General features: G+C 38.9%; 9 protein-coding genes. 1 reads left to right on the forward strand and 8 read right to left on the reverse strand.

The window, feature by feature from the left end; translation table 11 throughout:
• Positions 1-258: hypothetical protein (locus HT721_RS11010; RefSeq protein WP_205380588.1), on the forward strand; the 258-nt coding region annotated here is incomplete at its 5' end.
• Positions 259-839: 581 nt separating this feature from the next.
• Here HT721_RS11010 and HT721_RS08970 read toward each other — a convergent pair.
• From HT721_RS08970 to rexB, 8 genes are all read right to left on the reverse strand, one after another.
• Positions 840-2,390: a ClC family H(+)/Cl(-) exchange transporter gene (locus tag HT721_RS08970; protein WP_173212618.1), complete on the reverse strand. Its 1,551-nt coding sequence runs from the start codon at positions 2,388-2,390 to the stop codon at positions 840-842.
• A 15-nt stretch (positions 2,391-2,405) separates the two neighbouring features.
• Complete coding sequence (locus HT721_RS08975) at positions 2,406-3,185, reverse strand: ribonuclease HII (RefSeq protein WP_173212620.1); 780 nt, start codon at positions 3,183-3,185, stop codon at positions 2,406-2,408.
• Positions 3,172-4,023, reverse strand: a complete 852-nt coding sequence (gene ylqF / locus HT721_RS08980; RefSeq protein WP_173229637.1) for a ribosome biogenesis GTPase YlqF — start codon at positions 4,021-4,023, stop codon at positions 3,172-3,174. Before ylqF ends, HT721_RS08975 begins: the two co-directional genes overlap by 14 nt.
• Positions 4,024-4,276: 253 nt before the next feature.
• Positions 4,277-9,868 carry an SIALI-17 repeat-containing surface protein gene (locus HT721_RS08985; RefSeq protein ID WP_173229639.1) on the reverse strand — a complete coding sequence of 1,864 codons (5,592 nt, stop codon included), beginning with the start codon at positions 9,866-9,868 and terminating at the stop codon, positions 4,277-4,279.
• A gap of 41 nt (positions 9,869-9,909) precedes the next feature.
• On the reverse strand, positions 9,910-15,804 hold the full coding sequence (locus HT721_RS08990; RefSeq protein ID WP_173229641.1) for a ZmpA/ZmpB/ZmpC family metallo-endopeptidase: 5,895 nt from the start codon (positions 15,802-15,804) through the stop codon (positions 9,910-9,912).
• 202 nt (positions 15,805-16,006) lie between these two features.
• On the reverse strand, positions 16,007-17,185 hold the full coding sequence (locus tag HT721_RS08995) for a hypothetical protein (RefSeq protein ID WP_173212629.1): 1,179 nt from the start codon (positions 17,183-17,185) through the stop codon (positions 16,007-16,009).
• A gap of 17 nt (positions 17,186-17,202) precedes the next feature.
• The gene (addA, locus tag HT721_RS09000; RefSeq protein ID WP_173212631.1) at positions 17,203-20,853 is read right to left on the reverse strand and encodes a helicase-exonuclease AddAB subunit AddA; all 3,651 of its coding nucleotides are present in this window, start codon (positions 20,851-20,853) and stop codon (positions 17,203-17,205) included.
• Positions 20,850-24,125: an ATP-dependent nuclease subunit B gene (gene rexB / locus HT721_RS09005; protein WP_173212634.1), complete on the reverse strand. Its 3,276-nt coding sequence runs from the start codon at positions 24,123-24,125 to the stop codon at positions 20,850-20,852. Before rexB ends, addA begins: the two co-directional genes overlap by 4 nt.
• Positions 24,126-24,134: the final 9 nt, after the last annotated feature.

Genomic DNA, 24,134 nt, shown 5'->3' on the forward strand with positions numbered 1-24,134 from the left:
TTTATACTCTTCGAAAATCTCTTCAAACCACGTCAGCTTCCATCTGCAACCTCAAAACAGTGTTTTGAGCTGACTTCGTCAGTTCTATCTAAAACCTCAAGGCAGGGCTTTGAGCAACCTGCGGCTAGCTTCCTAGTTTGCTTTTTGATTTTTATTGAGTATAAAAAACTTTTTCGTCCAAAATTGCCTAAAATATACCTTATTAAAGTGAAAACTAAAAATTTTTCAATTGTATATAATCCAAAATTTATTTTTTAAAATAAAATATTTTTTAGGAAGTAACTAAGACAATTTACATAAAAAATAAAGTACATTGATTGTAAAATGTACTTTATGCTTCTAATTCAGTTTTATCAATGGTTTAAGTTTAGTTAATTCAATTGTACATAAACTTTTAGTTTTACGGATCTAAATCTTTGCAGTTTCTATTGTGAATCATTAGCTAGTGCTTTTTCTAGTTTCCAAATACTAAACCAGAATGAAATAGTCAACAGAATAAGGAAAATAATAAAAATCTCACCCACTAAACTTCTGTTCATACTACATAACTGAAGAGCTATATAAGGAGCTATGAGATACAAAATGCATTGTATAATTGCTATCGTTTTCTTTTTCATGATTTTAATCTTACTGTACAGATTTGATACAGTAAACTCCTTTCTAGCTTTATGCTTTATCATTTCTAACTTAATTATAGTCTTATTTTCAACAAAGTTCGATTACTTGATGTTAAACATCTTGTTAGTAAAGAATAACCGATCTCATTACTGAGAATCGGTTTTCTATTATATTAAATTAAGAAGTTTATTTTTTACATAACATAAATTATGTAAAAATCACTACAACAACAAATCTTTGACTTTTCCAATTTCACTTTTTGGAATAACCAGGTGAATCATATCTCCGAGAAACATTCTAGTTGAGCCGTTAACTGTTTGGCTCTTACCATTATGCACTTGGGTAGTGATGAGGACGTTGTGTGGTAAGTTGAGTTCATGAACTTGTTTCCCAGCAATTTTATCAGAAACTGGTATTTCGATAAGTGTAACTTCTCCTTCGCTGGATACTTCTTCTGGAAGCATTTTTTCCAGCATGGCTTCATAGACTGGTGCACCTTTGAGTAGGTCCATAATGATGTAGGAGACCAAGGTTACTAAACCAAGTGGCATGAGGTTGCGAATATCTCCTACCATCTCAGTTACCAGAATCATAGCAGTTAAGGGAGCTTTTGATATAGCTCCAAAATAGCCACTCATTCCTAGAATGATAAATATAGGGAATTGCTCTTGACTGACAAGTCCAAGATTGACACAGATAACACCAACTAAGGCACCAAGTAAGGAACCAAGCGCCAAAATTGGTAGGAAAATTCCTCCTGGAAGACCACTTCCATAACTAATCATGCTCCAGATAAAGCGAATTAAAAAGTAAGCTAATAGAACTTGAAAACTAAAATCTTGCTCAGTTAGGGAAAGTACCAGCTGATTTCCACCACCAAGGATGTGGGGTAAAAAAATTCCGACTGGTATGATGAGAATAAAAGCAAGAATTGGATAATAAGCTCTATCCAAATGGATTTTTTGACCAAGCCAGTCATAAACTCGACCGACATTTAATACAGCTTTCTCATAGAGAAAACCGGAAAGTCCTAGAAAAATCCCCATAACCAAGTAAATCCAATACTGATCTAAGGTCATGAGAGGGATATTATCTGGCATATCCAGTACGGGCGTTAGGCCAAATATGAGTAAAGAAACAAAGTTTGCTACAATGCTGGCTGCTAGAGTGGAAACCCAGAAAAAGCGTGAAAAGTGATGATAGACTTCTTCTACCACAAAGAGAAGTCCAGCAATCGGAGCATTAAAGGCAGCGGCTAAACCTGCTGCAGCTCCACTGGCAATCAAGGAACGTTCCTCTACTGGACTGGATTTGAGCCACTTGGCAATTCCTTTGCCACCAACTGCTCCCAGTTGGATACTTGGCCCTTCACGCCCCAGCATGAGTCCGCTGGCAATAGCTAGAATTCCTAGAATATATTTTTTCCAGAGAACACCCCACCAGTTGAGGGTCATGAGACCTTTCAGTTCGGCTTCGACTTGCGGAATTCCTGAGCCTTTGATATCTTTTTCTGACCGTGTCAGTTTGGCACTGAGCCAGCAAATGACTAGATAAAACAGGGCGATAATAAATAAATGAACAAATAAGTGCCCTTGATCTTGATAAAGTCCTTGTATCAGGTGGAAGCCCTTTTCAATTAAGAAACGAAAGGATCCGACGATAATTCCAACGACGAGGCCGACAATGATTCCTCGACCAACTTGGGATAGGATAGTGCTGGATGCAAAGGCGAATTCTTTCTTAGAACGGACTATTTCCGACTGTTCCTCCATGGTATCTCCTTTCAATTAACTTTCTTTTTTACCTAAAACCAGTGATTTAACGGGTTCAAAGCTGGTTCGGTGAATTGGGGTAACTCCTAGTTTTTCGAGTCCTTCTAGGTGTTTAGCAGTTCCATAACCTGCATTAGTAGCAAAATCATAGCCAGGAAACTGCTGATCATATTCCTTCATCAATTCATCACGTGTCACCTTGGCTACTATAGAAGCTGCTGCGATCGAGAGGGAATTGGCATCTCCTTTGATGATGGAGGTTTGTGAAATTGGTAAATCCAGTTTCATGGCATCTATCAAAAGGTGCTCAGGTTGAGGACTGAGCTGAGAGATTGCTTCCTGCATGGCCAGTTTGGTTGCTTCATAGATATTGACTTGGTCGATGACCTGATTATCCATGATACCAATGCCAATTGACAAGGCTTGGTCTTGAACTGCTTGGAAAATCTCCAGATGTTTCTTTTTAGGAATTTTCTTGCTGTCGTTGAGACCTCTAATCTTACAATTTTTAGGTAAAATAACGGCAGCAGCGACTACAGGACCAGCCAGAGGACCACGGCCGACCTCATCAACACCAGCAATTAAGGTCAGTCCTTTCTTGTAAAGTTCTTTTTCATAAGAAAGCATGGATTCCAAACGAAGATCCTCATCTAATTCAGCCTGAATGGCTTTTTTACGCTTGCTGATTTCCTTTTGAACTCCAGAACGATTATCATTTTCGAGTTCTAAAAAAATAGGGTTATCTAAGTCCTTGACCGTAGCAAGGAGTTCTTTGATTTCTTTAATCGTCGCCATCGAGGTCTTCCAATGTATCTAAGGTATAGTTACCGAGTTTGCCATCACGGACTTCCTTCACGAAGAGACTGTAAAAGCGGTCATAGTCATCACGGAAACCTAGGGCACGGGTCATGTCCATAATAATAACAGGCGCTTCTTCTTCAATTTTCATTTGCTTGAAGCGTTCGGCCAGCATTTCTGGATAATGTTCTTTGAAATAATTGAGGCCAAAAATAGTTACCTCATCCATAGGAAGCAACTGGTCTTTGATAGCTCCAGTCAAGGCCAACTTAAGAGCTACAGTTTCATCCTCAAACTTAGGCCAAAGAATCCCCGGTGTATCCAGGATTTCCAAGTCTTTATTGGTTTTGAGCCATTGTTGCCCCTTGGTCACACCTGGTTTGTTTCCGACAACAGCAATTTTCTTACCAGCCAAACGGTTCATAAGCGTTGATTTACCAGCATTTGGAATCCCAATAATCATGGTACGCAAGGTTTCAATTTTAATCCCACGTTCTCTCTGGCGAGCAATCTTATCAGCCATGAGTTTTTTAGCAGCATCAGTTACAACTTTTACGGTTACTTGCTCTTTAGAGTTGATAGCTAGCGTCTGGATTCCTTGTGATTCAAAATATTGACGCCATTCCTTGGTCATTGCTGGATCGGCCAAGTCGGCCTTGTTTAAAATCAAAAGTTTTGGTTTGTCACCAACAATCTTGGTCAACATAGGATTTTGACTAGATAGTGGTAAACGTGCATCCACCAAAATCGTCACAAAATCAACAAATTTTAAATTTTCCTGCACCTGTCGACGCGCCTTAGACATGTGACCAGGAAACCATTGAATAGTAGCCATTGAGTTTTTTTCCTTTCGTAGCAAGGGTTTAGAGACCCTATTTTATTTTACTATAGTTTGAACATAAAGAGTTCTCAAATGAATGATGTTCAAACAGTTTTTTATTTTATGACATAGAAATCTACCTTATATTATATCATGCCTTCTTTATTTTGTCCGATGATAGCCTTTCAAGTACCCTATATAGAAAAAAGCCATCAAATGATGACTTTTCAGAGGGAGCAAAAAACTGCCCTCTTTATATTTTAAACATTTAAATGTCTTCTTTAAACAGTTGGTTAAAGAAACCGTCTGTGTTTTTAAGAAGGGCTTTGAAGACCTTAGATTTAAGAGCAACAGTGTGAGAGAAGTCATCTGGTTTCTTCAAATCTTCTTCAACTGCTTTAACAAAGATATCCTTCAATTGTGTATAGTTGGTAATTTGTTTACCGTCAATTTCAATAGCAGTAAATCCTTGTTCTGCTTTAGCTTTAACATCGTGATACCAATGTCTCTTCCACTCTTCAAGTGTCTTGAACTTGTCTCCAGAAACTTTCTTAATAATGAAATCATCACCTAATCTACCCTGGTTTTGTTTATCAGCTTCACCTTGATATTTGCTAGATACATAACTAGTGAAACCTTTGTCATATCCATAATAACCCCACATACGGAAGGCATTATGTTTGAATGATAATGAACCTGGGGCACCTTTACTTGTATTACCACCATAAATACCAGCCATCATTTGAACATTAACATATGCTGAATTAGGCCTAAAGTCCTCTGGTCGGAATATACCATTACCTGGATTATTATGTTTGGTCATAAAGTTATTATCAACCAAATCATCGATACTTGCTAATGATTTAGCTTTCTCTCCATCATTTAGGTCACGAACTTTATCCCATTGGTGTGGAGCGGTTAATTTATTTAAACCATCAACATGTCTATCGACTCTGTCAATTTTCTTAAACCACTTGCTATTGTTACCATTTAATCGTGGAAGTACGGCGTCTGCTTCTACATGATCTAGCATCATCAGTGCTTCATTATAGTTTTTCATATATCGATCGATGTCTTCACGAGTTTGTAACTTGTCAGGATTATAATTGTACCATTGGTCACCATCATTTTCACGATGATAAGCCATGTTCAAACCTAAAGCACCATATTCACCATTAGTTGTTGATTTATCAGGTGTTTGCAACATACCTTGCGCATAGGCTTCGACGTCTGTACCTTGACGATGCTTATGACCACCGAAGTAAAGCATTCTATCGTTTACGTGTGTTGTTTCGTGAGTAAATGCTGAAATGCCAAACTGACTAATCATATCAGTTACCATGAAATAAACTTGGTCATTAGGGTTAGGATTAGGGAATATTGACGCCATAGCTCCCATATACCAGTTGGTATCATGGAATTTCCAAGTTGGTCCATATAATTCACGAATAGGTGCAATTGGTTTATTATTCTTATCATAACCCATACGATTTATGCCTTTTATACCGCTATAGTTTTGGTTATCCCATACAGGTGTTGGAACCATATTTTGACTCTTAAGTAATCTATCACGAACATTAGATAATGATAAACGTGACCAGAAGTCAAGGTAAGTTTGTTGTGCATGTGCAACCTTATCAATTTCTTTTTTGAATTCATTTCTAGTTTCTTCTGTATGTTTACCATATTTCTCAAATGAACTATAAGCCATCGTATTGTATGTTGAAATTAAGAACATATGAGCATTCTTAAGCGTTAATAAAGGCAAAATCATACGTCCATGAACACCGTTATCTAAACCATCGAACACACGATGACGTTTATCTTTCAACTCTGTATTTGTTGTCTTAGGTTCTGAAACATAAACATTTTTAGCAGAATGGATAAACCAATCGTTAATATCTTTATCCTCAGTGAACAAACGCATGTTGTATTCTAAGAAGTTACGCAAATTACCTTTACCAGTATTACCTGCGATGATTTCACGGTAAGCATCCTGAGTCCGATCCCCTTTCAAGTTCTTTTCACTTGAACCGATGTTGATGAGTCTGTCAATAACACTTGGTGTTTTACCATAAAAATCAGGTTTGAACATCAAGATGTTTTTTATACTCATGTCACCGTATTTGATATCATAGTAACGATTGAGATAAGTCAGAGCCATCATGATTTTAGCTTTATTGGTTTCCACTTTCTTGAGAAGTGATTTTATCGCAGCTTCATCACCATTTAATTGATGGTCTTCATTTTCGACCAAGGCTTTGACTAACTTATCTAGATTTTGCTTCACTTCGGAAAAGCTTTCTTCTAAGTATAGATCTTTAATATAACCATTCTTACGTTCATCCGTATTCTCTGCAGGTTTATCACGTCTACTCATTAAATCTCTTACTTCTTGTGAAATCAATTCCACACTTGATAATTGAGATTTAACATCAGCAATCAATTTATCACGATTTTTATCAACCATGTTTGGTGTATAAACAACATCTCCAAGACCAGATACGCTATATTCACGCACTTGTTGGACTTTAGAATCCTTGAGTGTGACCCCCATTTCTTCTTTTGTACCATCTGCATAGTGAACCATAATCTTATCAATATCTGATAAGTCAGTTACAAACTGTCCGTCTTTCATACCCGTAACAGAAAGGACTTCTTTCTTAGCTAAGTTTGAATCTTCTGCAAGTTTGTTACCTTGGTTGACAATCCATTCTTTGTTGTAGAACGGTTGAAGTTTTTCAATGTTACGATATGCTAAATCACGTTCGGCTTTGTAATCTTGAGTTGATTTGTATTCCTCTGATTTTGGTGTTGTAAGGTTAAGCGTATCTTCAGGAAGAGTACTAATTTCAAATCCACTAGCTGTTATATTGTACCCTTTAATTTTCTTATTAGCTTCTTCTAAACTAATTTCTTTAACACGTTTAGAACGTTGATATGAAGAGGCTCCTGTACTCATATCACGAACAACGAAATCATTTTCAAGTCTATTACCTGAGAAGTAACCACCTTCGTCATCTATATTTCTTGAACCATAGAAGATCTCACCTTTAGAAACTTTCACCATTGATACGTTATCTTCAATTTGCCCTAATACCCAGTTAGAACTGATAAACCCACCAACATCAACTGGATTATCAATGTCAATTGTACCTTTAGCAACTGAATGACGAACAGAGCCCTCTTTTCCTACAGTGAAATTATCCATACCATTATCAGATTTCGCAACAAGTCCAGCAGCTCTAGCTCGTTTACCTGTGATTGTTACATCAGCATATGCTCTATCTAAGTTACCTTTCCAAATTTCACCAGCAATACCAGCTAAATTCCAATCACGATCACCAACAGCCTGCAATTTACCGATAAATGCTACATTTCTTAACAGGCCACCACGATCAATCTTATTAACAATACCAGCAATACTATTGTTTCCAAGAATGCTACCAGTAACCTTGATATTCTCAACTGTCGCATTTTTAACAGTCTTAGCAAGTGCTGAAATATCATTAATCCAAGGCATATTGATATTAACGTTTGCTAAGTTAATATTTTTAACTGAACCACCTTCGATACCACCGAATAATTGACGTTTCATGTTATGAATTGAATACTGGTTACCTTCTACACTGGTCAATGTACCTCTAAATGTCCCAGGTACATATTCTTTATTAGGCGTTGGTACATTTTCTGCATTCAAATCTGCACCGATTTTAAATGTACCGTTTTTATCAGCATTCATAGCATCTACCAATTCTTTAAAGTTATAATAAACGTTATCAACTTTTGGAACTGGTTTTTCAATGTAATGAATGTATTCATTTCTAGTCTTAGATGGATCAACATGTTGAATTAAATCTTGAGCGGTTGCTGTAATTTTATAAAGTTCTTTTTCTTTTTCAGTTACTAACTCAATCTTATCAACTGCTAAACGTGTTACTTTATTATCACGACTAGTAATTTTTAAGTACATTTTCTTCACATCTTCATCTGAAGGTTTTTCAGTCATGAAATCACTAGGTGTTTCAGTACCATCGTCATTTACCTTCACTAAATTAGTAGATGCGATATTTTTAATTTCAACTTTTTTCAAATCCAAGCGAAGTGGTTTCTCTTCTAATGTTGCAGTTTCTTCTCCCTTGCCACGGTCATAGGTCATAGTGGTCTCTATCTTATAGTCCTTGTAGAATTTTAAATCTTCTACCTGCTTATTTAACTGCTCTGAAGTCAAATCTACTGTTTTGACAATTTCATTTCCATCTTTAATTGTCGCAGTAATTTTATTGATTGTGACTCCATCTGTATTAACTAAATGATAAGAAAGAGTTGCGGATCGGTTTAATACATTTGTATTTGTTCTATCTAAGGTCAAAACAGGAGCCGTTTTTTCTTTAGGTTTTTCTTTGGTACCTTTTACAAGAATTTTAGGCTTCATTTCTTTCAAAATAGTTACTGTTTCAACTGGGTCACTGATTTTTTTGCCATGTAACTCTTCATAGCTAGTAACAATTTGACGTTCGCCATCCTCACCAACTTGTCTAACAGAATCATCGCCTATAAATTTGCTAGGATCAGGTTCTTCTATAGTGGTTTTAGGAATAGTCTCTGTCCGAATATCGGTATGTAAAGAAGGCAACTCTTCTCTTTCTGATGCAACTTCTGAAACTGTAGATATTGGTTCAGTATACTCTGGAATGTCGTTAACAGGTGGTGCAATCAAGTTGCTGTTTTCGTCCACTCCTGTTGTACCTACTGGTTCAGTGTATGCTGGAATGTCGTTAACAGGTGGTGCAATCAAGTTGCCGTTTTCATCCACTCCTGTTGTACCTACTGGTTCAGTGTATGCTGGAATGTCGTTAACAGGTGGTGCAATCAAGTTGCCGTTTTCGTCTACTCCTGTTGTACCTACCGGATTGGTATACTCTGGTTTTTCGCTAACAGGTGGCTCAATCAAGTTGCCGTTTTCATCTACTCCTGTTGTACCTACAGGTTCAGTATATTCTGGTTTCTCAGTTTTAGGCGCTTTATCTGGAACTGTACCTACAGGTTCAGTGTATGCTGGTTTTTCATGAACTGCTGGTTCAACTAAATTACCGCCAATTGGAGCTGTATATTCTGGTTTCTCATGAACTTCAGATTCTACCAGATTACCACTAACTGGTGCTGTATGTTCTGGCTTCTCAGCTTTAGGCGCCTCGTCAGGGACTGTGCCTACCGGTGCAGTGTACTCTGGCTTCTCTGATTTAGTTGTCTCGTTTGGAACGGTGCTTACAGACTCTGGATTTTTAGGTTTTTCTGCTTTAGGCGCTTCATTAGGGATACTTTCCTGAGTTTCAGATACTGGAACATTTTTTGTCCCCTCAGCTTTATGTTGAATTTCTGAAATTGCATCATCATTAAGGGGTAAGTATCCAATATAACGATACCCAGCAATTTGAACTACTCCTTCATTACTTGGAGCTTTCAAAGGATTGCTTAGATCGAGAGCTTGCATACTAGAAAGACTAATCAGTCCAATCGTAGTAACTAAGAACAGACTAGCAACTTTTTTATTTTTATGAACCAAAAGGACTAAACTACCAACAGCTAATAGACCTAAAGCTGTAAGCACAGAAGTCGATGAACCTGTCGCAGGAAGAGTTTCCTGCTGATAAATAAGAGCATAAGTTACCTCATTATCAGTAGGAATTCCTGCTTGAATCTTGCTTTGTTCTTCCTTTGTAAGATCGCTTTTTTCAACATAATGATAGGTAGAAGCATGAATGATTGACGGCGCAACCAAGATACTTCCGAGTAATACCGAACCAACAATCCCACAGATTTTTCGGATCGAAAATCGTTCTTTTTTAAATAATGACAAGCGTAATCACCTTCTTTAATTTTATTTCCTAACAGTAAAAACTATTTTTTATTCTCAAAAATTGAACTTCTAAAATCATCGGTTTGGTCAAGATAAGCTTTAAAGATTGCTTTTTTCAACTTATGAACCGCACTATCTGTTTCTGGATTATAGTTATCCCAATGAGGTGTATCTAAATCTTCCAATACAGCTTTTCTCATTAAATTTTCTAACTCGTTTATCGATTTAATAGTCTTTATTTTTCGATTATACCAAGGGGTTGATGGATCTTTAAATGACACTGTATTTAATTGTCCAAACTTATCTTGGCGCTCTTTATACATGGCCTTTTTAAAATCACTCCAAGTGTGGTATTGACCATTAAATAATTTCTGAAGTACTAATGTATCTGTTACTAATCCTTTGGTCTTACCATATGAGGTAATCGTTTTATTATTTGCCCTAGCATCGGGTTCAAATTGATTTGAGATATATGGTACCATACCATCTTTAAATCCTTTTGCAGCTAATAGTTCATAGGCTATACGACGGCCCATCAGGTCACCTGGCGTTCCTTTATCATTACTTAATGCTGCATAAATCGGCGCAAATAGTTTGATCGTATAGTAACCATTTCTTTCGTATTTACCTGAAGCATATTCCCTAGACGAAATAATATTATTCTCAATCAAATCATTAAATGAATGTAATTTTTCAGCTTCTGCATATGCCAAATCTTTAACTACATTTGTTGCATAGACACTATTTCCATCTGGATCTGGATGATACTCATTTGTAACTTTTCTAAGAAGTTGTTGTTTTTGATTCGTATCCAATTTAAGAATTGAATTTCCTTCAAGATATTCCAACATATAAACAACATCAAACATGTTGTGTACATATTTTTGAAGATCTGTCGCGTCTTTAAATCTCGTAGTTGGATCGAGTATTTGTAATCGTTCTCCTTCTTTACTATCCGATTTTAAATGTTTCAAGATCGAATTAATGGTGATTGTCGCATCTTCTGGATGGTCTGGTGCTTGCAATAAGCCTTTAGCAAAAAACTCTGGTCCCAAGCCACTTCTTCGACCATAGCCACCAAGATAGATGTCCTGATCTGAATCATGCGTCATTTCATGTGTATAAGTGATAGCTCCATCCTTATCCAACATACGATAACCCATATAATAAACGGCATCCCCTGTAGCATAAGCACCGTGTCCATTATGTCCAACCTTATTTCCAACAGGTCCAAAGAAATGTTTCATTGCAGGATTTGGATTATCAAAATCTGCTACTTCTGTAGCCTTTCCTTCAGTATTATCAGTTCCAAATTTATAGGCATCATAAAGCAAGATATTTCGGTAAAGTTTCTCACGCCCTTCCTTATCTAGAATACGATACCAATAATCATAGTGATCTCGTTGACGCTCTGCTGTTTCGTGAGCACTCTTTTCAACAAAGTTATTTAGATCACCATTTGCTTGATGTTCTTTATTACGATAGCGATCATAAGAACCAAAACCTAGACTAGATATGGTTGAAATGACAAATACGGATCTTTCTGGCAAGGTAAGTAGAGGCAGTACCATGTTACGGTATTTCCAGCTGTCGCTAGTGATTCGATCATAGACACCGATAGAGTACTTGCTGCCAACTTTTTCCTGATTAGCCCTCACTTCTGGAATATTAGATTTTTCTTCAACGATTAAGGCTTTTGTCTGTGATTTAAACCATTCATTGTTAGTTTGATGTGGTGCAAATGCTTTACGGTAACCTTCTAAAGCACTAAACAAATCTTTTGTACTGTAGTTATTAGTCAACAAGGCATTGTAAGTAACCACATTATTTTTAGCCAAGAGATTGTTGTAGCCAGATTTGCCTAGTTCAATAATCGTATCAAGAGGAGAGGTATTTCCCTTACCAAAGAAATCCATATGGAACATAAGCAAATCTTTTGCGCTAGCCTTATCAAATTGGAAATCATACCAGCGTTCTAGATAGGTTAATCCTAGCATCAAGGCTTCTTTGTTGCGCTTGATTTTATCAACAATGTAATTGTCAATAGCACTATTATTTCCAGAAACAGCTGCATCAACTGAAAGTAATTTTTTAAGAGTTTCAGTTAAGTGATCTTTTGTCTTAGTGAATTGCTCATCTAGATAGAGTTCTGTTAATTTAACATTATCCGAAATTCCTAACAAATTCTTAAGAGTAGTTGGATCATACTGCACTGTATTTAAGTCATTTTTAACTCTGTTTATTATAGACGTATAATCTTTTAGGAAAGCATTTGGTGTGTATACTAGACCTGTAGTTCCAATAGTATACTCAGCCAGATTTGCAAAATCACTATGGTAGGTTAAGCTCACTTTCTCAGATGTTCCATCTTTGTAATGTAGTAATAAGTGATTGATAGAGTGCTTATCTGAAGTAATATCTGAAGCCACTTCCTCATTTTTCATAGCGACAACAGATAACAGTTCTTTCTTAAATAGATTATTATCAGCTGACAATTGATTTCCATACTTCACAATGGTGTCTCTATTATAGAAAGGCAATAATTTTTCTATATTTTTATATGCAACTTTTCTTGTCTCCTGATAATGAGCTGCCTTGGTATAATCTACATCCTGTTTAGCAGAATTTGTGAAATCTTCCACGGTTATAGTTTTCTTTGTAGTAATCTGGTCTTTCTTGGCTTGAACTGCTGTTTTTTCAATCTCAGTACCACGTTCTACAGTGGAATCAACTGACATTACCTCATCTCCAACTGCTTGAACATTAACTACCTTATTGTCTTTATTACTGTATACCTTTTTCTGCTTCATACCATTGAAGTGGTAACCAGAAATCGCATTCCCATTTGTAATATTCATATCGCTGAGAACGTTATTCAAGTGGCCGGTATTATCATCTGCTCCGCCTTCTTGCGTCCATAGGGAACCTGCAACTCCACCGACTCTAGCGAATGGTTTAGCATTATTTATTTCACCTTCAGCATAACTATTTGCTACAGTTGCATTATTTTCTACGATACCTGCAATTCCACCAATGGTTTGGTTAGAATATTCTGCATTGCTTGAAATAGTTACTGATGCTATAGAATGATCTACACTAGCATTCGTACCAGTTAATTGACCGACTAGACCACCAATTGCATACTGAGAGGTTGTAACAAAAGTATTTGTTATTCTTCCGGTGAAGCTACTATTACTTACGGTAGAATTTTCAACTTTTTGGACAAGTCCTCCGATACCTAGCTCACCAGCAATGATTCCATTTGCGTGAACGTTATCTAAAGTTGAAGAATTTGTGGCTTCCTTAGCAACTGATGCGACATGATTCTTACCAGAAATATTGACATCTTTTAAGGTGAGATCCTTAACAGTAGCGTGTTCTAATCTATTGAATAACGGCTTTTTCAAATTATAGATAGCATAATGTTTACCCTGATGACTACCAATCAATTTCCCTGTAAAGTTATTTGTAATATAACTTTCTTGATTTTCATTTAACTCAAACTCGCGAGCATTCATGGTCGCACCCAGTGTAAAAGTTCCATCTGGTCTACTATTCATATCAGTTACTAATTTTTTAAATGATGTGTAGATAGGGCTATCGTTTTGAACAACTTTTGGAAGATAATAAGTAAAATTATCTTGGTATTGATTGTCTACAGATTGCTTCAAGTGTTCCAATCTAGCTGTAATTTTATAGACTGCGTTACCGTCTTTTGTAGTGTCCTCAATATTTGAAACTGGGAGCAGTACATCTTTAAATTTAGTTGACTTCACCTTAATGAAATAAGCAGATTTATTATCTGGTACTTTATCCAATCTTGTATGCTGTCTTGACCGATCTCCTTCATAACTATAGAGCTCCACATCAGAAACACTTCTTAGTTCTATTGTTTTTTCTGGATCTGTTTCTTTCGGCTTCTCAACGGGAGTTTCAGGTTTTAGTTGCTCAATATTCCCCTTGTATTCAGGAAGTGGATCTACCTTTTCTGGTTCTACTAATGCACCAGCTTGTACGCCTGTATATTCTGGTAGGGGGGCTACCTGCTCCGGTTCAACAATAGCTCCAGCTTGTACACCTGTATATTCTTTCGGTGCTTCTACTTTCTCTGGCTCGACTATCGCTCCGGCTTGTACTCCTGTGTACTCTCTTGGTGCTTCGACTTTTTCTGGTTCTACTATTGCTCCAGCTTGTATACCCGTATATTCTCTCGGAGCTTCTACTTTCTCTGGCTCGACTATCGCTCCGGCTTGCACCCCTGTGTACTCTTTCGGTGCTTCGGCTTTTTCTGGTTCTACTATAGCTCCGGTCTGAACTCCTGTATATTCAGGTAGCGGTGCTATCTGCTCTGGCTCGACTATCGCTCCAGCCTGTGGACCTGTGTATTCTGGTAGTGGTGCCACTTGCTCAGGTGCGACTACAGCGCCAGCCTGTACCCCTGTGTATTCTGGTAGTGGTGCCACTTGCTCAGGTGCGACTACAGCGCCAGCCTGTACCCCTGTGTATTCTGGTAGGAGTGCAATCTGCTCAGGTTCACCTTTATCACTTACCACAGTATCTGGCGACTCTGGTTGAACCTCAGTCTCACCTTTGTCAGTCACAACTGCTTCCGGCAACGCTGGTTGAACTTCAGGTTCACCTTTATCACTTACTACTGCTTCCGGTAATTCAGGCTGGACTGCGGGTTCAACAATAGCTCCAGACTGTACGTCCTTATATTCTGTACCAGTCTCAGGTTGTTCCGTTATAACTTGAGTTTTTTTAGTACCTTTTTCGACTATTCTTGAAACAGGCGCAGTCGTTGAAGTTGAAACAATTTCTCGCGAAACTTCTTCCTTGTTTACAGAGAATATTCTGATGACTTCAACTTTTTTACCTAATGTACCTTCTTGTTTTACTCTTACAGTTCCTTCAGCTAAATCAGGATTCTCCTGAACTTCTTCTTGAAAATCTATTTTTGTCTCTATAGTTTCGTCACGATATAAGAGTTCAGGTTTATTCAACTGACCTGATAGAACTTCATCCTGTGGATTTAATGTATTTACCCCAGTCTTTTCTTTTGGAGAAATCTTTTCCTCTTTCTTCGTCTCTAGATTTTTGTGTTCGGCTAATTGTGCTTGAGAATTTGAAGATTGTTTCTCTTCTTTTGTTGGATCGGTTAATTCTGTAGAGAGAGGTTTTTCAACTACTTGAACTTCTGTCGGCTTAGTTGAAGAAACAGGTGTTTGTTCCTGAATAGCTTGTACTGTTGATGGATGGTCTACAAAATTCGGTGTAACACTATAATCTACCTTTTGTTGTTTTGTAGGAGTGGCTGCTGATTTTTCTTGATTATTTACTTTAGGCTCAGAAGTTATGTTTCCCTCTTTGATATATCCAACATATCTGTAACCTGAAATATCTTTAGGAAGAGGTAATTTTTCTCCAGAAGTCAATTCATAGTCCGTATTGTAATTCAGCAAAAGATGATTTTCTAAAGAATGGGCTGAAACTAAGACACCATTTCCTATTCCTGCAACCAATACTAAATGTAATACCGTTTTATTCTTAACTTTTTTCTTAGAAACAGCAAAAATTAAAATCCCCAGAGCCGCTAAGCTAGCACCAGCAACTAAGGCTTGCATCTCATTCTTGCTTCCAGTATTTGGCAATTCTCCCAATTGATTTTGGGAATTTAATTTATAAACAAGATAATAAGTCTCATCATCATTCTCCACGTATGTCGGAATATCATAGACAAGCTGCTTCTTTTCTTCTGATGATAGCTCTGACTCTGTCACATATTTATAGTGAACTCCTGAAGTTTCTTGAGCATCCACAGATGAACTAGCTAATACAGACATAAAAAATAAACTTGAAATCGTTGCAGATACAAGTCCTACTGATAATTTTCTAAATGAAAAACGCTCTTGTTTTTCACCAAAATATTTTTCCATGATTCCTCCTTGAAATACAATTTATAGATGTTACAAAGACTTTTATTATATTAGTGTATTATCTATAAAAAAGGCAGTATACCTTAATTATACTATTTATTTACCGAAAAGTCTTAAAATTGCGTAGCGTTTTCATACTTTGTTTTATATTATTTTGGGGATACAATAACACCTACCATGGAATTTACACGGTAGGTGTTACTCATATCACTAATCGTTCTAAAAATGGTTTGATGCAGTTGAGGAGAATTCCTTCTATCCAGCTTTCTTGTGCTGAGGATAGATGTTCTGTCTGAAGGCTTTCTTTTAGAAAATCGCGGACTTGTTCTGGTGAGATTTCAAACTCAAAGGCTTTCATTTTATAGAAAAAGTCGAGCAGATGGTCTGATAAGTATTCAGTTGAAAAAGGCACTTCTCCACTTTTTCGATATTCTAATAAGAGCCGAGCAAATCGGGCTTTTTCTTCAGGAAGCTCACGAAAATAGGAATTGAGGAGCCAGGTCTGCTTCTGCTTTCTTTCAATTGGATCCTGACTGGCAATTCGTTGGTCTTTTTCCAGCTCTTTTTGGTATTGTTTGGCCTTGATAGCCCGTTCTGTCCGATTTTTACCAAAAAGAATTTTCTCCCACTTGCGTTCTTCTTGAGTCAAGGTTTCTGTAAATCCAAAGTAATCCTGATAAGCACGCTCTGCGGGTCCCATGGCTAGGACCAGATTGTCTGCATATTGCTTGGCGATTTTATCTCTCTTTTTGCGCTCTTTCTCTGCCTGGATACGGAGTTCTTGTTCGTAGTCAATTTTCTCCTTACCTAGTTTGACAAGGTAGAGTTGGTCATCTGGTTTTCCAAGTAAAAAGGGTTTGATACACTTTTCAAGGACTTCTTCCATCCGAGCCTTTTTCTTTGGCTCCGCCTTGGTCCAACTTCCTCCTTGAAAGACTTCTAGGAAGAGCTGGTAGTCTCTCTCAGGTGTAAATTGATTGCCGCGATTAGGCTTGAAAACACCTTTTTCCCAGAGCCATTTTAGAAGTCGCTCGTCAAAGTCACTTTTATTGACCTTGATTTTTTCCTTTTTCTGAACTTTTCTGGTTAGATTTTCAACCTTTCTGAGCAGTTTTTCTTCTTCTTCCAATTGCTGGTCAAGGGACAATCGATGAAAATGACGAACACAGTCGCTACCAATTGGAAAGAGACGTTGGCCTGTGACACCATTAAAGAGTTCGTAGGCGTACTTGATGGCATTCCCACAGATACAATTGCTACGGCCGATACCGTTAAAAATCAAGGAAACTTCATTCCATTCCTTGGTAGCTTGTTCCCAAGTATCAGCTTTTGAAGCCTGTAAAACCGCATCGTGTAGGGATTTTCTAACTGGAAGTGTCATGAGGTCTCCTTTCTAGATTATACTTTTACAACTTGAACCTCGTCTTTACCGAGTAAAATCAAGTATTTTTCAATATTTTCAATCGAATAGGCTCGAGATAAAGCCTCTCCGTATAGGGCTAACTGACCACGATAGCGGTCTACGAGTTGACTTGGTTCATCATAGCGGTCTGTCTTATAGTCGAACAGAACAATTTTGTCTTCGTAAAGTAGATAGCCATCAAGGATACCACGGACAACAAAGTCTTCCTGACTCTTTTGGTCACGTTTGAGCATGGAGAAAGGTTGCTCGCGATAGAGATGGTTGGTATTGGCGAGAATTTCCTGACCGAGTGCTGTGTCAAAGAATGCAAGAATTTTAGCAAGATTGATCTTGTCCCTAACAGCTGGGCTGGTTTGAACTTGTTTGAGAGTTTCTGTCAGGCTAGCAAGTGTTGGTCGCTGACTGAGGTCAATTCTCTGCATGAGTTCGTGGGTAGCACTACCAATCTCAGCTCCTGTTACCTTTTCTTTGGTTGAAAAATCTGGTAAATCAAAACTAATTTTCTTGTCTACTAACTGGCCTTGACTAGCAATCTCGACACCTTCCATATCTATAACAGGTTCGTAGAATTTCTTGATTTGACTTGGTGTTTGAACACTAGGCAGTTCAATGGCTGCCCGATGAAGAGTATTATAAACTTCCACCTCTTTCAGCATTTCAAGGGCTTCTTTGATGGTTTCTGACTGACGATTGTCTGCTTGAGAGCTAGCTTGGAGAGGACTTTTGTTTTCCAACTGACCTATAGCTTCTCTAGTCAGCTGATCTTCACCAACAAAACGATAGCTAAAGTTGAGATGATCCTTGGCAAACACTTTGCTGATAGCCCAAAGCCAATCTTGGAAATTCTTGGCTTGGAGTCTAGTGTTGCTATTTAGTTTTCCATTTTTAGCTGCTGGGTATTCCTTGGCTTCCAGCTTTTCACGAGAACCCTTGCCGACAAGATAGAGCTTTTTCTCAGCCCGCGTCATGGCAACATACAGCAGACGCATTTGCTCAGAATAGCTTGCCAGCTGTAATTCCTCTTCATTCTGCCTATAGGTCAGGCTAGGAATAGAGAGCTTGATGGTTTTAGGATAGTGATCTTCCACTGCTCCTGTCTCCATTTTAGCAATATATTTGACACCAAGCCCATTTTTACGGCTGAGAATGACCTCTGACATAGAGTCTTGCTTGTTGAAATCTTGATCCATATTGAGAATAAAGACGTAAGGAAACTCCAGCCCTTTACTCTTGTGGATGGTCATGAGCTCTACTGCATCTTTTGGCGGTGCGACAGCCACGCTTGCCAAATCGTGCTGGGCTTCTAAAACCTGATCAATCATACGAATAAAACGAGACAAGCCTTTGAAATTGCTCTTTTCAAATTGATCAGCACGCAGTGCTAGGGCATAGAGATTGGCCTGTCTAGCAGGACCATTTGGCAAGGCTCCAACATAGTCATAATAAAAACGGTCGTTATAAATCTTCCAAATCAAGTCATAGAGGGAGTGGGTCTTGGCATACAAGCGCCAAGAAGCCAAGATATCCAGGAATTGCTTTAGTTTCTCAGCTAGAGCCGTGTGAATCAAGTTTTTCTGGATTGTTAGCATTTTTTGTGCATTGATCAGTTTCTCATAGAGATTTTCTTGGACTTTATCCTCTGCTTTCTGAAGGGACAAACGTGCTAACTCGTCTTCATCAAAGCCAAACATTGGAGACTTCATAAGGGCAACCAAGGCATAGTCTTGCAGGGGATTGTGAATGACACGAAGAGTATCTAACATGACTTGCACTTCTAGGGATTGGAGATAATTGTTTTGCTCTCCGTCAGTTTTGACAGGAATCCCGTACTCAGACAGGGCGAGAAGAATCTGGTCATTACGACTGCGGCTGGAGGTCAAAAGGGCAATTTCTTTAAAGGCAACACCTTTCTCCTGATGAAGTTTCAGAATCTCCTTGATGACTAAGCGCATCTCACCTGTTAAGTTAATGTCTGCTCGGCTCTCTTCTTCCTCACCTGTGTCGTCCTTGTCATAGAGGAGAAATTCTGCCTTGTTATCAGGATTAGAAGTCAGTTTGGTATTGGCAAAAACAAGCTGGTGCATGTTATCATAGTTGATTTCGCCGACCTCTTGGTCCATGAGACGTTCAAAAACATCATTGGTTGCTGATAGCACTTCTGAACTACTACGGAAATTTTCCTTTAGGAGAATCAGCTTGCCTTCTTGGGGATTTTGCGCATAGCGTTGGAATTTTTCATTGAAAATCTGCGGGTCTGCCTGACGGAAACGGTAGATAGATTGCTTGATATCCCCCACCATAAAGCGATTATGGCCATTAGACAGCAATTCCAGCATCCGTTCTTGAATGTGATTGGTATCCTGATACTCATCGACCATGACTTCGTGGAAACGCTCCTGATAAGCCTCACAGACTTGCGGGAAATTCTCTAAAATCTCGATAGTGTAATGGCTTATATCAGCGAATTCAAAGGCATTTTCCTGTCGTTTTCTCTGACGATAAGCCTCCACAAAATCACTCATGAAGGTTTGGAAGGTTTTAGCTAGTTTCCAAGTGTCTCCATGATAACGTTCTTGATAGTCGAGAATGGTTATCTGGTCTGACAGTTGTCCTAGTTTAGCAAACTGGGTCTTTCTTTCTTCGTTGTAGGCATCGGCCAGTGGCTTCAAATCAGCCTTACGACTGGCATTAGTCAGAGCTCGACCGTTTTTCTCTTTCGAAATTGCGACAACACGCACAAGCACTACTTGATAAGCCTGACTATCGGACTCCTGATTTAAGGAGCTAATTTCATCCAGAATCAACTGAACATTTTCTAAATAAGCAGCCTTTGCAAACTCCTTGGCATCATTGTCCAGATGATAACGGAAAAAGCTTTCCAAATCCCAAAGGGCTTGTTTGATTTGCTCAGTTAGTTTTTCTTTTTCACTGGTAAAATCAGCTTTTTCAAAGCCTTTTAAGAAAGATTCACTCAGCCATTTCTGAGGATTACTGGTGGATTGGAGGAAGTCATAGATTTTATAGACTTGCTGGCGCAACCCCCGTTCATCTTTTCCACGTCCAGCAAAATTTTTTAGTAAATGGCTAAAGGTCTCTTTCTGTTTACCTTGGTAATGGGCTTCAAAGACCTCATGAAAGACTTCATTTTTTAGAAGGAGTTGCTCGCTCTGGTTTTGTAAAATACGGAAATTAGGCGCAATATCAAGCAGATAGCCATGTTTACCAAGGAATTTTTGTGTAAAAGAGTCCATGGTACCGATGGCAGCATTGGGTAGGTCTGCCAACTGACGACCCAAGTGTTGTTTGAGATCAATGTCATCGCTTTCTTGGATTTGTTGGCTGATTTTTTTCTCCAAACGTTCTTTAAGTTCAGTCGCAGCCTTAACGGTAAAGGTTGAGATAAAGAGTTGAGAAATTTCGACACCACGCGCTAATTGGTCCAGAATACGCTCGGCCATGACAAATGTTTTCCCAGAACCAGCCGATGCTGAAACGAGGATATTTTGACCAGAAGTGTAGATGGCTTCGATTTGCTCAGCAGTTTTCTTTTGTTCCTTGCTCGACTGCGCTTCTGCATCTTGCAGTTTTTGAATCTCCTCTTCACTTAAAAAGGGAATGGGCTTCATCGATTCAACTCCTCTCTTATTTTTTCAAACCAAGCTTGCTTGAGTTTTTCTCCGACCAGACGCTTGCCATCAGCCAGGTCCAACTTTTCTAGGAAACGGGCTTGACCCAAGTGGTAATTGGCTTCAAATCCTGTGATGGCTTGGTGTTGCTGAACATACGGTGCAATACTTCTGCCATTTTCAGTATAAGGGTTAATGGCGAACTGGCCTGCTAAAATCTTCTCAGCAGCTTTCTTGTAAAGACAGGCATTGTAGTCCAGTAGGAGCTGAAATTCCTCATCTGTCAGCTGATTAGCCTTGTTTTTGTTGTAAAAATCGCCCAAATGACTGCTTTCTTTTTCTAAAAAGAGTCCTTGGTATTTCATAGATTTGCTGGCTTCTACGACTGCACCTGCCAAATTCTTAACGGCCATCAAAGATTGGACAGGTTCAGCCATTTCCAAGTACATAGCACCAAAAAAGTTCTGCTCCCCTTCTCTTTTTAGAGCAGCAAGATAGGTTGGTAACTGGGAATTGAGCCCATTAAAGAAATGAGGAAACTGGAACTGAGTCAGACTGGATTTGTAGTCTACCACTCCTATCGCCCCATCAGCTTTCAAACGGTCAATCCGGTCAACCTTACCTCGTACATGGACACTGCGTCCATTGTCCAATTGAATAAAGGCTTGCTCTTTCCCACCGAAATTCGCTTCCTCTTTGATGGTTTCGATGGCTAGATTGTGTCGGAGAATATGGCCAGTCGTCCGTGCCACATCAAGCAGAATTTCCTTGGTAAACTGGGCTTCCAAACTTTCTTGATAAATAGCTTCAAATTCGCGTTCTTGACTGGTTTCTTGAATAGCTTGTTCTAAACGTTGGTCAAAAGAATCTTCGTCAGGCAACTGCAAGGCTCGTTCAAAAATACGGTGCAAGAAATTTCCGTGACTACGGGCATCAGGACGCAAACGTAATTCCTCCTGCAAGCCTAAAACATAACGTAGGAAATAACTGTATTGGTTCCGGTAAAACTCCGTCAAACCTGATGTAGAAAGGTAAAACTTCTGTTCAGCAGGATAGAGAGCTTGTAAGGTATCCTTGGTCAACTGCTTACTGCTTGGACTGATTGGGAGGGCTGGATTTTCCAGACCTTGCAGTTCTAGTTTTTTACCCATGACACGCGCAAGAACCTTGACAAAGGTCAAATCTTGCTCCGTCTCACTCATCTCGCCCTGCTGGTGATAGGCAACCAGACTGGACAAAAGACTGTGATAGGAACCCATATCCTCCTTAGATAGCCCTTTGTGATTCATCCTCCTCTCTCTCCGACTAAATCCAAAATGGACCAGTTCTTGAAGATAGGCTGACTCCTTACTTTCACTTTCGTTAAAAAGGCTTGGAGCTGACAAGATTAACTCTTTACGAGCAGAATTGACCAAAGAAAGCATAGTATAGCGATTTTTCTTGAGGTTTTCACTGCTGGCAATCAGCAATTGACTCCCCTCTTCTGTCGCTTGGTTTAGGTTTTGCCTTTCTTCATCTGTCAAAAGACTAGTGTTTTGCGCAATTTTTGGTAAATTGTCCTGAGTCAGCCCAATGGCATAGACAAAGTCAGCAGTCAGTGGTGCAATCAAATCGTAACTCTGCACCAGAACGGTGTCCACTGTCGCTGGAATAGTACGGTATTGGGACAAACTCATTCCAGAATGGAGCAAGGCAAGGAAGTCCTCCAGACTAACTTGTGAACCAGCAAAAACGGTCGCAAATTGTTCTAAAACATGACAGAATGTCTTCCAGACCTCGGCTTGTCTTTCCTGTTCTACAGTTTCCATAGTGGCTGTCAAATCTTGTAACTGCTTGGTCACTGAACTTTCTTTTAGAAAGCTATTCCACTTTTGCAAGAGATTTTCAGCCTTCTGCTTTCGGCTGGCAAAGAGAGTTTCAAGAGGTTCTAAAATTCTCAGGCGAAGGGCATTCAAACGCTCAAGATTAAATTTTCCATGGTGGGATTTGGTGAAGGTTTGCTGAAAGGCTGGCAAGCCATTGATACCAAGATAGCGGATATATTGCTCAAAAGCGTCAATATCAGCCTGACTGAGGTCGGTATACAAACCTGTTCTGAGAAGGTTTATCAAATCCTCCTGACGGAAACGATAGCGTTTCAAAGCCAAAATAGACTCGACAAACTGTGTCAAGGGATGATGAGCCATGGATTCGCTTCTACCAAGATAGAAAGGAATCTGGTACTGGTCAAAAATAGTTTTGAGAGATAACTGGTAAGAAGCCACATCACCCAAGAGAATACGAAAATGCTTGTAACTCAGGTCTGAGTTCTCATGCAATTTCTGACGAATGCTACGGGCTAGCAACTCCAACTCTTCTTTTTGCGTCAAGCAAGACCAGATTTGTAAGTTTTCACGGTCCTTCTCATCGACATCCAATGTGAGTTCTGAAAAATCATAAGAAGACTCTAGCAAACGAGAGGCCTTGTCAAAGCTATCCATCTTCTCATGAGTTTGAGAATAGTCTTGAGCAGGCGTTTGGTATTTAGAGGCTAGATGATGGAGAAACTCCACACTGGCTTGGTAAAGATTGCCCTCACTAAAAGGACTAGTATAAGCTTTCTTACTCGCATAAGCCCCAATAACAATCTCAACACCCTTCCCATGAAGTAAGTCCACAATTCGCTCTTCTTCGGCAGAAAAACGGGTAAATCCATCAATAACCAAGGCAATTTGAGTAAAATCACTACTAACTTTGTCATTCTCAATAGCTTCAATCAAATGGGACAACTGACTTCCCTGAGCTAACTGCTCTTGATTGAGGTAGGCCGTTACTTTCTCAAAAATCAAGAGTAAGTCTGCTCGCTTGTCCTCATCCGTCAAACTCTCCAAGTCCAAAAAACTCATCTGAGCTTTGGTCATCTCGTGGTAAAGCTCAATCAACTGCTGGATAAACTGAGGATCCTGCTTGATGGCGCCGTATACTCGTAAATCCTTGGGGTCAAGTTCTGCAAGGCATCTGTAAAATACCATCCCAAGACCGATATCATCAAGAGTAGTTTTAGCTGGTAAATCATTCAAGACCAGATAACGAGCCATTTGAGCAAAGCGCGTGACGGTAATCGCAAAAGAAGCCTGCTGGGGCAAGCATTCCAGCACGGCACGTTCCTTTTCAAAAGAAAGAGAGTTAGGAGCGATATAGAAGACTCGCTTGCCAGCAGCAACTAACTCCTCCGCCTCTCTGGTTAGAATTTCTGTCAAAGAAGTCCGAATATCAGTATAAAGTAATTTCATCTCAGCCTC

Origin of the sequence: Streptococcus sp. 4094, assembly GCF_013277125.1 — a bacterium.
Taxonomy (GTDB): domain Bacteria; phylum Bacillota; class Bacilli; order Lactobacillales; family Streptococcaceae; genus Streptococcus.

Excerpts from the sequence above, each read along its gene's own strand:
- HT721_RS08970 (WP_173212618.1), bottom strand. The coding sequence starts at position 2,390 with ATGGAGGAACAGTCGGAAATAGTCCGTTCTAAGAAAGAATTCGCCTTT.
- HT721_RS08975 (WP_173212620.1), bottom strand. The coding sequence starts at position 3,185 with ATGGCGACGATTAAAGAAATCAAAGAACTCCTTGCTACGGTCAAGGAC.
- ylqF (WP_173229637.1), bottom strand. The coding sequence starts at position 4,023 with ATGGCTACTATTCAATGGTTTCCTGGTCACATGTCTAAGGCGCGTCGA.
- HT721_RS08990 (WP_173229641.1), bottom strand. The coding sequence starts at position 15,804 with ATGGAAAAATATTTTGGTGAAAAACAAGAGCGTTTTTCATTTAGAAAA.
- HT721_RS08995 (WP_173212629.1), bottom strand. The coding sequence starts at position 17,185 with ATGACACTTCCAGTTAGAAAATCCCTACACGATGCGGTTTTACAGGCT.
- addA (WP_173212631.1), bottom strand. The coding sequence starts at position 20,853 with ATGAAGCCCATTCCCTTTTTAAGTGAAGAGGAGATTCAAAAACTGCAA.
- rexB (WP_173212634.1), bottom strand. The coding sequence starts at position 24,125 with ATGAAATTACTTTATACTGATATTCGGACTTCTTTGACAGAAATTCTA.